Genomic DNA, 16,365 nt, shown 5'->3' with positions numbered 1-16,365 from the left:
GATGAATTATGTAGTTACTTCGGGGTGCACTGTAACCCGTCTGCAAAGTTACGATTTTTTTAGCACATTATCAGTGGGAGCTGAAGATTTATTGCAAATTTCAGCTCTTTTTACAAACTCTTTTCACTGTCAGGATGGTGATTTCTCACCGGACGCGGTCGGCTTTGCGGACTCCCTGTATTTTCAACACTCTCTTGCAGAGTTCCTCGACAGCCAGCGTGTCACTGACGAGAACTCCGAGATCGCAGTTGAACACTTCTTTTTCCGCTTCGATGTTGAGACGCCTGATGTCGATATTGAGCGCGGTAGAGATCATGCCGGTCAGTTCCTGCAGAATTCCGTGGCGGTCAATGCCTTCTATCCTTATGTTTGCGAGGAAGTGTCCGGCCACTTTGTCCCAGCGGGTGGCTACGATACGCGGCCCGAAACTTGCTTTCAGCACCTGGGCGCGCGGGCAGGTCAGTGCGTGGACCTCGACTTCGCCGTCATCGTTGATAAAGCCCATCACCTCATCACCGGGTATCGGGCGACAGCAGTCGGCAAAGGAGAAGTTACGTTCTTTTTCATTGAATTTAAGCACATAGGTCTCCTTTGTGTTGATTTTGGCTTTTCCCGATTCTTTTTCTGGGACATCTGCAGCCGCAAGCAGCTTGCGCGCGCGGTCGGCTTTCTTGTCACCGCCGAAACCGAGCCTGAACAGACGGCTCACAAGCGATCTGGCACCACGCGAGGTGTTGACGTTCAGATAGTCGTCAATCGAAATCTCTCCGTTTCCGAGTTTTAGGAATAGTTCCTCGCGCGACTGCACATGATAGGTTCCAAGAATCTTGGTCATGACACTGTTGTTCAGAATGATGTCATTCTGGACAAGGAAGTCGTCAAATATCTCCTTGCCTTTTTCTATATATGGCTGCTGGACTTTCCTCAGCTCCTTGCGCAGACGAGTCTTGGCCTTCGCCGACATCAGAAAGTTCATCCACTCCTCTTTGGGCTTCTGTGACTGCGAGGTAAGCACCTCGACTTGGTCGCCGGAGTTGAGTTTCTGGGAAAGAGGCACAAGTTTGTGATTGACTTTTCCTGCTATGCAGTGCATTCCAAGCTCGGAGTGAAGCGAGAAGGCGACGTCAAGCACCGTTGCTCCGGCCGGAAGAGTCAGCAGTTCGCCCTTGGGCGTAAAGACCACTATCTCGGTAGCGAAAAGATTGAGTTTAAGAGTGTCAAGAAAGTCTATTGCACTCGGTGTCGGATCATCGAGAATGTCTTTGATTGTTTTGAGCCAGACATTAAGTTCGCTCTCCTCTTCATGCTCGCCGATCTTGTATTTCCAGTGAGCGGCAAAGCCCTTCTCGGCAATTTCGTCCATGCGCCGGCTGCGTATCTGCACTTCGATCCAGTTGCCGTCAGGCCCCATTAGGGTGACGTGAAGAGCCTGATAGCCGTTGGCTTTGGGATTGGCGATCCAGTCACGGGTGCGCTCCGGGTGCGGCCGATAGAGGTCTGTCAGTGCCACATAGATGCGATAGCACATCTCTTTCTCCGACACTCCCTCAGGCGTATCGAATATAATACGCATGGCGTAAAGGTCATAGACTTCCTCGAAGGGAATATGCTTGGTGTCCATCTTGCGCCAGATCGAGTAGACTGATTTCAGACGGGCCTTGGCCTCATAACTGAGCCCCATAGCATCAAGACGTTTCAGAATCGGGCTGGCAAAATCGTTATAGACCATCTCTCGTCCGGCCTCGCTCTGGCGTATCAGTCCGGAGATGCGATCGTATTCCGCCGGATGCTCATATTTGAAACTCAGATCCTCCAGTTCGGTCTTTATGGCGAAGAGGCCCAGACGGTGGGCAAGCGGCGCATATATATATAAGGTCTCCCCGGCAATCTTATATTGCTTGTTGGGTGCCATTGAGCCGAGGGTGCGCATGTTGTGCAGACGGTCAGCCATCTTTATGAGCACCACTCGGATGTCCTCGCTCATTGTGAGCAGAAGCTTGCGGAAATTTTCGGCCTGGGCCGAAGCTTTGTCGCCGAAAATTCCGCCTGAGATCTTGGTGAGCCCCTCTACGATGCGGGCAATCTTACGTCCAAAATGCTGCTCGATATCCTCGACCCGATACTCAGTGTCTTCCACCACATCATGCAGCAATGCCGCGCAGATCGAGGTGGAGCCCAGACCGATTTCCTGAGAGGCTATCTTGGCCACGGCTATCGGGTGGAGAATATAAGGCTCGCCTGATCGACGACGCACTCCTTTGTGGGCCTCTTTGGCAAAACGGAAGGCCCGCTCTATTATGTCGACTTTCTTGCGATGGTTACTTGCGAGATAACCGTCAAGAAGATCTCGGAACTGCGCTTCGACGTAGCGCTCTTCTTCTTCGGGAGTGAGATTATATTCCTGCATGGTTCAGACTGGAGAGTTTAAGCAAGTGTTTGTTGTGGATAAAATGATCGGCTGGATGAAGACCGCTATCAGAGATATTTGTCGAGATAGGCAATTTTCACATCGTTGACCATCTGTTTGATGCGCTGTTCTTCTGACTTCGGGCAGATCAGGAGCACATCTCCGGCATCGGCCACGATATAGTCTTTAAGACCGTGGGCCACTACAAGTTTTTCAGAATCACGGACTGCGAAAATATTGCCGGTGCTGTCATAGGCGAGCACTTTGCAGTTCTGAGCCACGTTGTTCTGCTCGTTCTTGGGCGAGTTGTCATGAAGGGCGCTCCATGTGCCGAGATCGTTCCATCCGAAGTTGACACATTCCACATATACATTGTCAGCCTTCTCCATAACCGCATAGTCAATCGAGTTGGCAGGGAATGATGCGAAATTCTCTCGTATGAAGGCTTCCTCACGGGGGGTGCCGAAGTCTGAGGCTCCGCGGTCGAAACGGACTGTCAGATCAGAATCATGCTTGCGCAGGGCGTCTATTATGGTTGACGCGCGCCAAAGGAAGATGCCGGAATTCCAGAAAAATTCACCTGTCTCAAGGAAGACTTTAGCCAGTTCGAGATTGGGTTTCTCTGTGAAAGTCTTCACTTTCAGAATGCCTGGTTCAGCCTCCTGACCTACCTGGATGTAACCGTAGCCGGTCTCAGGGCGGACCGGTGTGATGCCGAGAGTCAGAAGAGCGTCATTTTTCTCTACAAACTCGAATCCGCGTCTGACGCAGTCTTCGAAGATATTTTCACGGGTGATCAGATGGTCACTCGGAGTCACGATCATAGAGGCTGCCGGGTCAATGGCCGCGATATGGAAAGCAGCCCAGGCGATGCACGGAGCAGTGTTGCGGCGCGCAGGTTCCAGCAATATATTTTCAGGCAGCAGATCCGGAAGCTGCTCGCGGATCAGCGGCGCATATTTTTCATTTGTTACAACGAGAATGTTTTCTTTCGGGACGATAGGCAGAATGCGGTCATATGACATCTGAAGGAGCGAACGTCCGGTGCCGAGAAAATCTATAAACTGTTTGGGGCAGTTCTCACGGGAATAAGGCCAGAATCGGCTTCCGACGCCGCCACACATTATTACACAATACCGATGTGAGTTCTGAGTTGCCATAGTGATGAAGAATGGGATTCTATTTTATTTAAATGTATAATATATATTTTTTTCGCTAAGCCATTTGAAGAGTGCCGGACCTGACTCCGCGTGACGATATAAAACCAGAAAGAAGTCCCATGACCAGCACGACAGCCGAGGTGACAAGCACATCTCCGAGACGTAGATTGCAGGGATATGTTACTATTGACATCTGTGAATGGTCTCCGCCAAGCGTTATCAGCCCGAAGTGCTGCTGCAGCAGGCAGAGAATCATGCCTGTCAGAATGCCTATCGCGCCGCCGGCCACTGCCACGAGTACACCCTGACAGAGAAAAATCCGGCGCAGCATCGACAGCGGAGCACCGAGCGAACTGAGAATCCGCAGACTCTCCTCTTTCTCTATGATGAGCATGGAGAGTGATGACAGTATATTGAATGACGCCATCAGAAGCACAAACACAAGCATGAGGAAGGTGATCCACTTTTCAATCGAGATCATACGGAACGAATGTGACTGCTGACGCAGACGGTCAGCCACAACGTAGTCAGGGCCCAGGGCGGCTGCGACTCTGCCAGCCACATCCGCGGCATCGGCCGATGGATCAATCCCAACATCAAGCGAGGAAGCCTCTGCCGAATAGTCCAAAAGCCTGCGGGCTGACGCAAGAGGCACGAAAAGCATGTCATTGTCAAGCTCGGCCTGATTTGTCTGATACACTCCACTGACCAGAAGAGTGTCTGTGCAGAACGCCGCCATCGGAAAGGCCGGATTGATGCGCCCTATGCGCCGTGGAACGGTCAGACACATCAGATGTTCGGTCGATGGCCGTGCTCCGAGCTGCATGGCTGTGCCTACGCTGAGAAGCGCACAAGGCAAAAGCCTGTCATCTGACATATCCATCTCGCCGTCTATCACAAGCGAACCGATCTCTGACACTGCGCAATAGTCTCCGGGCACTCCGACTATATTGACCGGTGTCTGCACATCACCATAGACAGCCAGAGCCTGGGCTCGGAGCACAGGCATCACTGCGGTAACTCCGGCAGTCTGTCTGACAGCTCCGGCAAGCGAATCGGCATCAGAGATCATGCGTCCGTCAGCCCGCGAGATCCTTATGTCAGGATCCACGAGTGAAAGCCTTTCGGATGCAAGATCGGAAAACCCGTTGAATACGGAGAGCACGCATATCATCGCCATTGCAGCCACAGCAATCCCCGCCATCGAGATATAGGAGATGACGTTGACGGCAGTGTGGCTTTTGCGGGCCAGAAGATAGCGTATGGCAATCCTGAGAGCGGGCATCCGGGTTGGGTAAGAAGTTTGTCTACTTGGTCAGAAGTTTGTCGATGTTGTCGATATAATCCAGAGAATCGTCAAGATAGAACGAAAGTTCCGGACATTTTCGCAACTGGAAGCGAACACGCTGCGCGAGTTCATAACGGATTGTCTTGGCGCTTTCGCGTATGCTTTCAAGCAGCTCCTGCGATTTTTCCGATGGAAAAATCGACAGATAGGCTTTGGCGACACTGAGATCCGGCGAGACACGCACTATGCTCACCGACACGAGTGTGCCGTGAGTCTTGGCTGTCTGCTGACGGAAGATTTCACTCAGTTCCTTCTGAAGGAGACGTGATATTTTTGCTTGACGTGTTGATTCCATAACAAATTCATTTTATTTCTTTAAAACACCTGCCGGGCCTCAATGTTTGAATTGACCGCACCTCTCATCCTTCGGGAGATGCGGTCAATTCAGTGTATCTGACAGGATTGACTGCGCCTGACGGCGGCTTAGTCGATGATATCGAATCCGGTGTATTTGCGCAGACATTCGGGGATAACTATGCCCTGAGGTGTCTGGTTGTTTTCAAGGATGGCTGCCATGATGCGCGGAAGGGCGAGTGCCGAACCGTTGAGCGTATGGCAGAGATGGGTTTTCTTGTCTTCCCCACGGTAGCGGCACTTGAGACGGTTTGCCTGATATGTCTCGAAATTGGATACCGACGAAACCTCAAGCCAGCGGCCCTGGGCTGCCGAATAGACTTCAAAGTCAAATGTGATGGCAGAGGTGAAGCTCATGTCGCCGCCGCAGAGACGGAGTATGTGCCAGGGCAGACCGAGAGACTCAAGCAGTCCCTGCACATGGTCTTTCATCTCTTCAAGAGCCGCATAAGAGTTTTCTGGCTTCTCGATGCGGACAATCTCTACCTTGTCGAACTGATGCAGACGGTTGAGACCGCGGACATCCTTGCCGTAGGACCCTGCCTCGCGACGGAAGCATGCCGAGTAGGCGCAGTTTTTCTTCGGGAGCTCTTCGCCGGGGATGATGACATCGCGATAGATATTGGTCACCGGCACCTCGGCGGTCGGGATCATGTAGAGTTTGTCTTCGTTGATGAAATACATCTGGCCTTCCTTGTCGGGCAGCTGCCCTGTTCCGTAGCCGGAGGCCTCGTTCACCACGTAGGGCGGCTGGATTTCAAGATATCCGGCATCGCCGGCACGGTCAAGGAAGAACTGAATGAGAGCTCGCTGCAGACGCGCGCCCTTGCCGATATAAACGGGGAAGCCGGGGCCTGTGATCTTGACTCCGAGATCGAAGTTGATGATATTGTACTTCTTGGCGAGTTCCCAGTGCGGGAGCGCATCGGCAGGAAGTTCGGGCATCGGGCCACCGGTCTTCTCCACCACATTGTCCTCTGCGGTCTTGCCTTCAGGCACTGCATCGCAAGGGATATTCGGCATACCGAGCAGAATGTCACGGATGGCATTCTCGGTCACGGCCAGACGGTCGGCCACTTCTTTCTGTGTGGCTTTGATTTCCGCTACCTTTTTCTTGGCCTCGTCAGCCTCGTTGCGACGGCCTTCTTTCATCAGACGGCCGATCGAATCGGCATACTTTTTCAGTTCGGCTGCCAGAGTGTCGTTCTGATATTGGAGAGAGCGGCGCTCGTCATCGAAATCAATAACATCGTTGACTCCCTGTTTTCCGTCAAATCCTTTGACGGCGAGGCGCGCGATAATGCGTTCGGGATCCTCTTTGATCTGCTGAAGGGTAAGCATTTTTGCTGTAATGTATGGTGAAATACTTTATTTTCAATTGTTGAGGAGTTCTCTGACTTTCGCGGAGATCACTTTTCCGTCGGCGCGTCCGGCCAGTGTTTTCGAGGCCACGCCCATGACTTTGCCCATTTCCTTTGCCGAGACAGCGCCGGTTTCGGCGATTATCTTTTTCAGTTCGGCTGTGAGTTCCTCATCAGTCAGCTGTTTGGGGAGATATTCCTCTATGACTGCGGCTTCGGCCAGTTCGTTGTCGCGAAGGTCGATGCGGTTCTGTTCGTCATATATCTGGGCTGTCTCGCGGCGCTGCTTGGCCATCTTTGCCAGAATTTTGGTTGCCTGCTCGTCTGAGAGCGATCCGTCGCCTCCTTTGGCGGTCTTGGCTTCAAGAAATTCCTTTTTTATTCCTCGGAGAGTCTCCAGACGCACCTTTTCGCGGGCAAGCATCGCACTCTTTATGTCGGCTGAGATCTTGTCAAACAAATCCATATCTTTTTCTTATTACTTTTTTAGAGCTACAAAGTTACACAGAAATTTGATTAAACAACGCAACTTCCCTGCCATTTTTCAAAATCGGCAAGGAAGTCTCGTTTTTAAGAGGGGGGGTAAATTTATAAGTAACTCTGAAAAATTAATTTAGAGGGAGTTTATAGACATAAACGACCGATGAAGAACTTGATTCTGACCGGGATAAAACCACAGAGAGTATAAAAGATCCTCCATAGGAGATACTAATGTACATTATATCGTTTAATTTTGAAGAGTTACTTATGAGAAGGATTGTCGGATGGATCAATCCGCTTCTGTATTTTTGGTGCTGCCTGCTGACGGATAGAAAATCAATCCAACCACAAGAATCACAGTCGCCGCATTGCAGATCGCCTCCTTAACCAGCGGGCTCGAAAATCCGGCAAATGCAAACGCCAAAATCCACGCCACCCACAGCGAACTATCCACAAGTTTATTCCGACTGATATCATTGTTTAAAAAGAAGAGTTTGCCGTGTGTGACCATACACAAAACCATAGAGATAACGAACAGAATGAATAATATCGCCATAGTTATCTGTATAGCCAGTGAGCTGGGCCAGGAAGACATAGTTATAATCAAAACCCATCCTAATGCGAACGATATTTTGTTGACTGTCGCCGGTGATGAAAGGTAATGCACAATCATAGACAACATTATTTTAAATTTTATAGTAGTTTTGGTTTGAATTTACTTTTCACCGGCAAAATTAGGTCCGTTTTGTGTAACACGCAAGCACATACCTCACATTGTTCATCGAACGAATACACACTGTTTATCAACCCATTAGACACGCGAACAATTTATGTTTTTTGTTCACCAGATCAGACCATGTCCTATTATCGCCTACGTAAGTCTCTAAACAACCGAACGATTTAACATAAAGATACGATTAAGTTAAAAAATCCATACACAATCCAAATAAACACGACGGATACAATACAATCATGAAAGCCTATTCAAGACCGATACAAAATCGACAAACGAACCTGTCGCTGAATTGAAACAATTTGGAATCCTCCGTATTATATTATAAATTTGTAGCAGTTCATCCTTTGGGATACCTTTGCGTTCTACAATCTAAACATTTCTTTAATGAAAAAAATACTGCTTATAATCATAGTATTTACAATATTGTCAACAACCCTTCTCAAATTAGATCTTTTGGACAGAGAAACCGCCAAAAGCCTTGATAGCGCCTGTATGCTTATGGACGAGCAGCCTGATTCCTCGCTGAATATCCTTCTATCGATCAATCCTTCAGACATAAAATCCGAATATCTGCAGGCTCAATACGCACTATATCTTACTCAAGCAAAACACTATAACCATATTAATGAAAATTCAGACTCTCTGATAAGCTTTGCGGTAGACTTTTATGACGCCAACAAGTCATCCAATCCAATTCAAAGGATGTTGGGTCACTACTATTCAGGAATAATCAACGCAAACGCGCGCAAATATTCCGATGCAATCACCGACCTCATCAAAGCCGGACAACTGGCTGAATCTCAGAATCAGTATCTATGGCTTGGACGGGCCCAATCAGAGATAGCCCGAATATACAACAAAATGTCTGCATTTTCTGAAGCTGCGGCATATGACAGTCTTGCCTGTCAGGCATTCAGAACGAGCGGAGACACTGTCAGTCTTCAACTCCAGACTTTAAAACTGGCAAACTCACTTAACAATGCCGGACGCTGCGCAGAGTCATTGACACTATTGACCGAAGTGCTCTCAGATGCTACCCGCCAAAAAGACACGGCTTCTATCCGGCAGGCACATGGTCTGATGGCCGACAGCCACTTAAAATTAAAAAACTTCTCGAAAGCGGCTGACTGTTACTACCGATACATGGAATTATCCCCCAACAAAGCAACTCCGCAGCAATACCGGTCATACATTGATGCCTTGTGGCAGTCAGGCAGACACGAGACTGCCGTCAGGCTTATAGATTCCGCCAAAATAAAATATGGCATACATGCCGAGATTCCGTTTGAGATTCTATTTGAGACCGGCAACACCAAAGAGGCATATCTGCAATTGAAGAAAGCTTTTGCTGAAACTGATTCGGTTCTTGACGAAATAACACGTCAGAAAGTTTGTAGCTCTGCTGTCGAATTTAGCAGAAACGATATTGATGTCATGGAACTCAGCTATCAGAATGATCTGATCAAACTGACAATTCTGATAATCCTTATCATCACCGGCGGCATCGGGGCAGCAGCGTTCGTGAGCCATAGCCGGAAAATTCAGAAACAGAAAGACGAGCAGATCATAGCTCTCGCTGAAGAACTGGAATCGATCTTAAACGATCGGAATCACGACAGTGCTAAATCCGAGGACGTTCACGTCCGGACAACAGCATCAGATGGAAATGAGCCACGGTTTTCGATTTCTCGGAAGCATCTTGACACAATACGTTTGCTATGCGAGACTTACTATGAATCAAACCAAAAAGAATCCATAAAAAGCAAAACCGCTCATAATGTGGAACAAGAAATCAAAAATTTCGTAAATAATCCGGATTTTCAGACTTTCCTGGAATATCTGGCTGACAGTGAAAACAATTGCATCATAAACCGCTTTCGCAGACAGATGCCTGGACTTTCCGACAAAGAGTATCAGATTTTCATTTGCTCTTCCCTGAGACTACCAGTTCCGGTAATACTGATGTTCTTCGATCTAAACCGCAACACTCTTTATACTACCCGCCGACGTATGCGTCAAAAAATCGCCGGCTCACATCCCTCTGACGAACGGGAGTTCCTGAGCTATCTTTAAGCAACTGCCTGAAGCAGTCTGAAAATATGCTGAGACAGCAAAAAAAGGGAACCGATCATTTGTTTTACACGACCGTAACCGACGAGAGTCTCACGATCTCTGACGACCGATGTGTGCGAGTATGTCGATTAATTCAGGCTTAATGATATGTTAAGTGTAAAATTGGAATAATTGAAATAACATGCTAAATTAAGGATGCGCAATGAGCGGTTCCCTTTGAAAAAACATCAAAATTCTCATACTTTTCAAATGCCTGCCCGCCAAGGTAAAGTATTCTGTTTTCATTATTCTATTCAGTGTTGCAGAACGCCTATGCCATCATGCGAATTTCTATGGCCGCATAACGGCTGAATAACGCCAACAACTGCGCAAATTTACGCTACCTGAAATATTTTCCCAACATATTTGCAAAATACAGAAAATATATCTAATTTAGCAAGCGATACAAGGTAAAAATACCTGCAAGCACAACAATTTCACGTTTCAAACAGAATATTTTTCCACTTCCATTACTGCAACTATGAGCCAGACACTATCACTCGACAAGACAGATCTCCACATACTTGACTGTCTGCAGCATGACTGCCGCCTCACCAACAAGGAGCTTGCAGCTGCCATACATCTCTCACCCACCCCTACCTTCGAACGCGTCAAACGCCTCGAACGTGACGGATACATCAAACGCTACGTAGCAGTGCTCGACGCGGAGAAAATCGACTGCGGATTCGTGGCATTCTGCTACCTCAAGATGAAACAGCACACCCAGGAAAACGCACTGCGCATAATGAAAGCCGTCAAAAACATCCCTGAAATTGCCGAATGCTACAATATCTCAGGTGATTATGATTTCCTGCTGAAAATCTACACACGCAACATGCATGCCTATCAGGACTTTCTGCTGCGCATACTCGGTGACCTCGACTGCATAGGCTCGCTCAACAGCTGCTTTGTGCTTGATGAAGTGAAAAGCACCCGCGAACTCCCCCTCAACGGATTGATCAACGGATAATTCCGGAAAACACAGAATAAAACATAGTGTCCGGACACCGAATTTTGGGATATTATTCTATGGAATATTCTAACTAAATCACTACATTTGCACATCTCCTCCTTGCAACCTTAAAAACCACCAAAATACTTAACCATTTCCATGGAAACACGAATTATCGAATGTGTCCCCAATTTCAGCGAGGGACGTGACAAGACCGTCATCAAGTCAATTACCGATGCCATAGAAAGCGTCAAAGGCATAAGCCTTCTCGATGTAGATCCCGGAGAAGCCACCAACCGCACGGTAGTCACTTTCGTAGGAGAGCCTGAAGCCGTAGTCGAAGCCGCATTCAGAGGCGTCAGACGCGCTGCCGAGCTGATCGACATGCGCAGCCACCACGGTGCACATCCGCGCATGGGTGCAACCGATGTCTGCCCCCTCATCCCCATTTCCGGCATAAGCCTCGAAGAATGCGCCGAGCTTTCACGCAAACTCGCCAAGCGCATAGCCGATGAACTCGAAATACCGACCTACTGCTATGAGGCCGCAGCCTTCACTCCCGAACGCCGCAATCTGGCAGTGTGTCGCGCAGGCGAATATGAAGCACTCCCTGAAAAGATGAACCATCCCGGCAAAGGCCCGGATTTCGGCGACCGTCCGTTTGACGAAAAAGCGGCCCGCACAGGAGCCACAACCGTCGGCGCCCGCGACTTTCTCATAGCCGTGAACTTCAACCTCAACACAACCTCCACCCGCCGCGCCAACGCCATCGCATTCGATGTCCGTGAAAAAGGCCGTCCGGTCCGCGAAGGCGGCAAGCCAAACGGCAAACCGCTGAAAGACGAAAACGGAAACACGATAATGCAGCCCGGAACGCTGAAAGCGACCAAAGCCATCGGATGGTTCATTGACGAATACGGCATAGCCCAGGTGTCAATGAACATCACCGACATATCGACCACTCCTCTCCACATAGCCTTTGACGAAGTCTGCCGCGCAGCCGGCGAACGCGGTCTGCGAGTGACAGGCACTGAAATCGTGGGCCTCGTCCCGAAACGCACTCTCATTGAAGCCGGACGCTACTTCCTCCACAAGCAGCAGCGCTCCACAGGCATTGCCGAAAGCGAGATCATACGCATGGCCGTCAAGTCAATGGGCCTTGACGAACTCAGCCCCTTCCGTCCTGAAGAAAAGGTGATCGAATATCTCATCGCGCCCAAAGGCGAAGGAAAGAAGCTGACTGATCTGACATGCACCGGCTTCGCCGAAGAAACCGCATCAGAGTCTCCCGCTCCCGGCGGAGGCTCCATTTCAGCCTACATGGGTGCGCTCGCCGCTGCTCTCGGCACTATGGTGGCAAACCTTTCAAGCCACAAGGCCGGATGGGACGACCGCTGGAAAGAATTCTCCGATCAGGCTGACAAAGGCCAGGAACTGATGCAGCGGCTTCTGCATCTTGTCAATGAAGACACAGAGGCTTTCAACCGCATAATGGATGCCTTCAAGATGCCCAAGTCTACCGATGAGGAAAAAGCAGCCCGCGCAGCCGCAATCGAGGATGCCACACTCTATGCCACCCGCATTCCGCTGTCGACTATGGAAGCCGCAGCCGAGACATTCCCGCTTCTTGAATCAATGGCCCGCACAGGCAATCCCGCATCTGTCAGCGATGCCGGTGTAGGCGCACTGGCCGCACGTTCGGCTGTCCTCGGCGCACAGCTCAATGTCCGCATCAATGCCGCTTCGCTCAAAAACCGCGAGGAAGCTGCCCGTCTAACCGCCCGCGCCGCCGAAATAGCGGCAAAATCAATGGAAGCTGAAGCCAGAGTGCTTGAGCTTGTCAATGATGTGCTCTCGGCCGACTGATGCCTCTCCGCAAAGAAAATACCACGAACAATACCCCCCATACAGCAACATGACTAAAGAAGAATTTCGTGCTGCCGTAGGCGCCGGCATCCCCGACAGCCTCCCTGCCGCACAGCCCTATGATACGAGCGTCAACCACGCTCCCAGACGCAAAGACATACTCACGCCGGCTGAAAAGCGGCTGGCCGTGAAAAACGCCCTCCGCTACTTCCCCGAACATCTGCATGCCGAACTGGCTCGCGAATTCGCCGGAGAACTTGAGACCTACGGACGCATCTACATGTACCGCTTCCGTCCTTCATATGAAATGTATGCACGCCCCATCGAAGATTATCCGGCCCGTTCACGTCAGGCCGCCGCGATCATGATGATGATCCAGAACAATCTCGATCCGCGGGTGGCCCAGCATCCCCACGAACTGATCACCTACGGCGGCAACGGTGCCGTTTTCCAGAACTGGGCACAGTATCTGCTCACTATGAAATATCTCTCGGAGATGACCGACTCGCAGACACTGGTGATGTATTCCGGCCATCCGCTCGGTCTTTTCCCCTCCCACCCCGACGCTCCGCGCGTCATCGTCACAAACGGCATGGTGATCCCCAACTATTCCAAACCCGATGACTGGGAACGCTTCAACGCTATGGGCGTATCGCAATACGGCCAGATGACAGCCGGCTCCTACATGTACATCGGGCCTCAGGGCATTGTCCACGGCACCACCATCACAGTGCTCAACGCCGGGCGCAAACGTCTCAAAGAAGGCGAGCATGACCTCGGCGGTATGCTTTTCGTATCTGCCGGACTCGGCGGCATGTCAGGCGCACAGCCAAAAGCCGGCAACATTGCCGGAGTTGTCAGTATCATAGCAGAAGTCAACCCCAAGGCCGTAGAGACCCGCCACAGCCAGGGCTGGGTGGACGAAGTCTACACCTCGCTTGACGATCTCATGACTCGCACCGCCGAAGCCCGCAAAAACCGCGAGGCCGTATCGCTCGCCTATCAGGGCAATGTGGTAGACCTCTGGGAACGCCTCGCCGCTGACGGAGTCAGAGTTGACCTCGGTTCCGACCAGACCTCTCTCCACAATCCCTGGGCCGGCGGATACTACCCGGCAGGTCTGAGTTTCGAGGAAGCAAAGACCATGATGGCTGAAAATCCTGAAGAATTCAAATCCAAAGTCCGCGAATCATTGCGCAGGCAGGTTGCAGCCATCAACCGTCTGACGGAAAACGGCATGTATTTCTTCGACTACGGCAATGCCTTCCTGCTTGAATCATCACGCGCCGGCGCTGACATCATGAAAGCCGACGGCACCTTCCGCTACCCCTCATATGTCCAGGACATCATGGGGCCGAGCTTCTTCGACTATGGCTTCGGACCATTCCGCTGGGTCTGCACATCAGGCAAAGCCAAAGACCTCGCCAAGAGCGATGCCATTGCAGCCGAAGTACTCGAAGAGATACTCAAAGATGCTCCTGAAGAGATCAAAGGCCAGCTCCGCGACAACATCCACTGGATCCGCGAGGCCGGACCAAACAGACTCGTGGTCGGTTCACAGGCCCGCATTCTCTACGCCGACTCTGAAGGCCGCACCAAGATAGCCCAGGCGTTCAATGACGCGATAGCCCGCGGAGAAATCTCGGCCCCCATAGTGCTTGGTCGCGACCATCATGACGTGTCAGGCACCGACTCTCCTTATCGCGAGACATCCAATATCTACGACGGATCACAGTTCACAGCCGACATGGCAGTCCACAACGTCATCGGCGATTCATTCCGCGGAGCCACCTGGGTTTCGATCCACAACGGCGGCGGTGTAGGCTGGGGCGAAGTGATCAACGGAGGATTCGGCATGGTGATCGATGGCTCAGAAGACTCCCGCCGCCACATTGACGAAATGCTCCTATGGGACGTCAACAACGGCATAGCCCGTCGCAGCTGGGCCCGAAACAAAGGTGCTATCTCGGCAATCAAGCGCGAAATGGAACGCACCCCCTTGCTGAAAGTAACCCTCCCCAACATCGCAGATGACAGCCTCATAGCCCAGGCATTCAGTGAACTCTAAAAATCTCCACCCACCCAAATCTACTACTCATCCATGATCCATTATATCAGCCCCGAACGCCTCACCATCCAGCGCGTAGGCGAAATAATCGAAAACAAACTGAAAATAGCGCTCAGCGACGAAGCCGTAAGCCGCATAACCCGCTGCCGTCAATATCTCGATGACAAAATCAGCGAATGTGACCATCCAATCTACGGCATCACCACCGGTTTCGGCTCGCTCTGCAACATATCCATTGACAGCCAGGACCTTTCAAAGCTACAGGAAAACCTGGTAAAGTCACATGCCTGCGGCTGCGGCGAGAAAGTCGACCCGCAGATTGTCAAGATCATGCTTCTCACCAAGATCATGTCTCTGTCATTCGGCAATTCAGGCGTACAACTGTCAACAGTGCAGCGCCTTGTCGACTTCTTCAATGACGATATCCTCCCGGTCATCTATCAGCTCGGCTCCTTAGGAGCCTCAGGCGACCTCGCGCCACTTGCCAACATGTGCCTTCCTCTGCTCGGACTCGGCGAAGTATTATATAAAGGTGAGATCCGTCCGGCGGCCGAAGTACTTGCCGAAAAAGGATGGCAGCCGGTAAGACTCGTGTCCAAAGAGGGGCTCGCACTTCTGAACGGCACCCAGTTCATGTCATCACACGCTGTCCATGCCATCCTCCGCGCTCGCCGCCTGAGCGCGCTCGCTGACAAAATCGGCGCAATGTCACTCGATGCATTTGACGGCCGCATCGAACCGTTCGGCGATTCCGTCAACGCCGTGCGTCCTCATCCGGGCCAGCTTGCCACCGCCCGTGCCGTACGCAGCCATCTCGAAGGCAGCGAACTCATCAGCCAGCCCAAAAAGCATGTGCAGGACCCCTATTCATTCCGCTGCATGCCTCAGGTCCACGGAGCAGTCAAAGACGCTCTCGCTTATGCAGGCAACGTGATCGAGACAGAAATCAACTCTCCGACTGACAATCCCACTATCTTCCCTGAAGAAGACATCATAGTCTCTGCCGGAAATTTCCACGGCGAACCCATAGCCCTGCCGATGGACTATCTCGCCCTTGCCATAGCCGAGCTCGGCAGCATCTCCGAACGCCGCATCTACCGTCTGATCTCCGGAGCCCGCAACCTGCCGCCATTCCTTGTGGCCAACCCCGGCCTCAACAGCGGATTCATGATTCCGCAGTATGCGGCAGCCTCGATTGTCAACCAGTCAAAAGGCTACTGCTGGCCCACGAGCTGCGACTCGATCCCCTCCTCGCAGGGGCAGGAAGACCACGTCTCTATGGGCGGAAACTCGGCAACCAAACTCTGCCGTGTGGTCGACAACACCGAACGCGTGCTTGCCATCGAACTTTTCAACGCAGCCCAGGCACTTGACCTGCGGCGTCCGCTCAAGTCATCGCCGGAACTCGAAGCCTGGCACAAGGCATACCGCAAAGTCGTGCCGTTCATTGACAATGACACCGTCATGTCGCCCTACATCGCTGCCTCCGTTGAATTCCTACGCACCAATTCCTGATTCTCA

Annotated in this window: 12 protein-coding genes; 5 read left to right on the top strand and 7 right to left on the bottom strand. The window is 51.1% G+C overall.

The features are described 5' to 3' along the window. Positions 1-145 precede the first annotated feature (145 nt). The 7 genes from FDZ78_RS09725 to FDZ78_RS09695 form a co-directional block, all read right to left on the bottom strand. A complete protein-coding gene (locus FDZ78_RS09725; RefSeq protein ID WP_107032304.1) occupies positions 146-2,407 on the bottom strand; it encodes a bifunctional (p)ppGpp synthetase/guanosine-3',5'-bis(diphosphate) 3'-pyrophosphohydrolase in 2,262 nt (753 codons plus the stop codon). Between the two features lie 68 nt (positions 2,408-2,475). Then, the gene (locus tag FDZ78_RS09720) at positions 2,476-3,567 is read right to left on the bottom strand and encodes a mannose-1-phosphate guanylyltransferase (protein WP_123399362.1); all 1,092 of its coding nucleotides are present in this window, start codon (positions 3,565-3,567) and stop codon (positions 2,476-2,478) included. A gap of 55 nt (positions 3,568-3,622) precedes the next feature. Continuing rightward, entirely contained in the window at positions 3,623-4,852 is a 1,230-nt protein-coding gene (locus FDZ78_RS09715) for an ABC transporter permease (RefSeq protein WP_123399360.1), read from the bottom strand. A 22-nt stretch (positions 4,853-4,874) separates the two neighbouring features. Then, positions 4,875-5,210 (bottom strand): 30S ribosome-binding factor RbfA, encoded by a 336-nt coding sequence (gene rbfA / locus FDZ78_RS09710; protein WP_107032301.1) that lies wholly within the window; start codon positions 5,208-5,210, stop codon positions 4,875-4,877. 128 nt (positions 5,211-5,338) lie between these two features. Further along, a complete protein-coding gene (gene serS / locus FDZ78_RS09705; protein WP_123399358.1) occupies positions 5,339-6,610 on the bottom strand; it encodes a serine--tRNA ligase in 1,272 nt (423 codons plus the stop codon). 33 nt (positions 6,611-6,643) lie between these two features. Then, entirely contained in the window at positions 6,644-7,096 is a 453-nt protein-coding gene (locus FDZ78_RS09700; RefSeq protein WP_107032299.1) for a GatB/YqeY domain-containing protein, read from the bottom strand. A 303-nt stretch (positions 7,097-7,399) separates the two neighbouring features. After that, positions 7,400-7,666 carry a hypothetical protein gene (locus tag FDZ78_RS09695; RefSeq protein ID WP_124075565.1) on the bottom strand — a complete coding sequence of 89 codons (267 nt, stop codon included), beginning with the start codon at positions 7,664-7,666 and terminating at the stop codon, positions 7,400-7,402. A 633-nt stretch (positions 7,667-8,299) separates the two neighbouring features. On the opposite strand from FDZ78_RS09695, the gene FDZ78_RS09690 reads away from it, so the two are divergent. From FDZ78_RS09690 to hutH, 5 genes are all read left to right on the top strand, one after another. Continuing rightward, positions 8,300-9,919 (top strand): tetratricopeptide repeat protein, encoded by a 1,620-nt coding sequence (locus FDZ78_RS09690; protein ID WP_124075564.1) that lies wholly within the window; start codon positions 8,300-8,302, stop codon positions 9,917-9,919. 520 nt (positions 9,920-10,439) lie between these two features. Further along, positions 10,440-10,928, top strand: coding sequence for an Lrp/AsnC family transcriptional regulator (locus tag FDZ78_RS09685; RefSeq protein WP_107032298.1), 489 nt, complete (start codon positions 10,440-10,442; stop codon positions 10,926-10,928). A gap of 141 nt (positions 10,929-11,069) precedes the next feature. Further along, the gene (gene ftcD / locus FDZ78_RS09680; RefSeq protein ID WP_205746916.1) at positions 11,070-12,776 is read left to right on the top strand and encodes a glutamate formimidoyltransferase; all 1,707 of its coding nucleotides are present in this window, start codon (positions 11,070-11,072) and stop codon (positions 12,774-12,776) included. Positions 12,777-12,825: 49 nt separating this feature from the next. Then, on the top strand, positions 12,826-14,844 hold the full coding sequence (locus FDZ78_RS09675) for a urocanate hydratase (protein WP_136408475.1): 2,019 nt from the start codon (positions 12,826-12,828) through the stop codon (positions 14,842-14,844). A 33-nt stretch (positions 14,845-14,877) separates the two neighbouring features. Continuing rightward, a complete protein-coding gene (gene hutH, locus FDZ78_RS09670) occupies positions 14,878-16,359 on the top strand; it encodes a histidine ammonia-lyase (RefSeq protein ID WP_124075563.1) in 1,482 nt (493 codons plus the stop codon). Positions 16,360-16,365: the final 6 nt, after the last annotated feature.

The sequence above is a fragment of the Duncaniella sp. B8 genome, from assembly GCF_005304985.1.
Classification (GTDB): domain Bacteria; phylum Bacteroidota; class Bacteroidia; order Bacteroidales; family Muribaculaceae; genus Duncaniella; species Duncaniella muris.
This window is presented reverse-complemented; position numbering and strand designations above follow the sequence as displayed.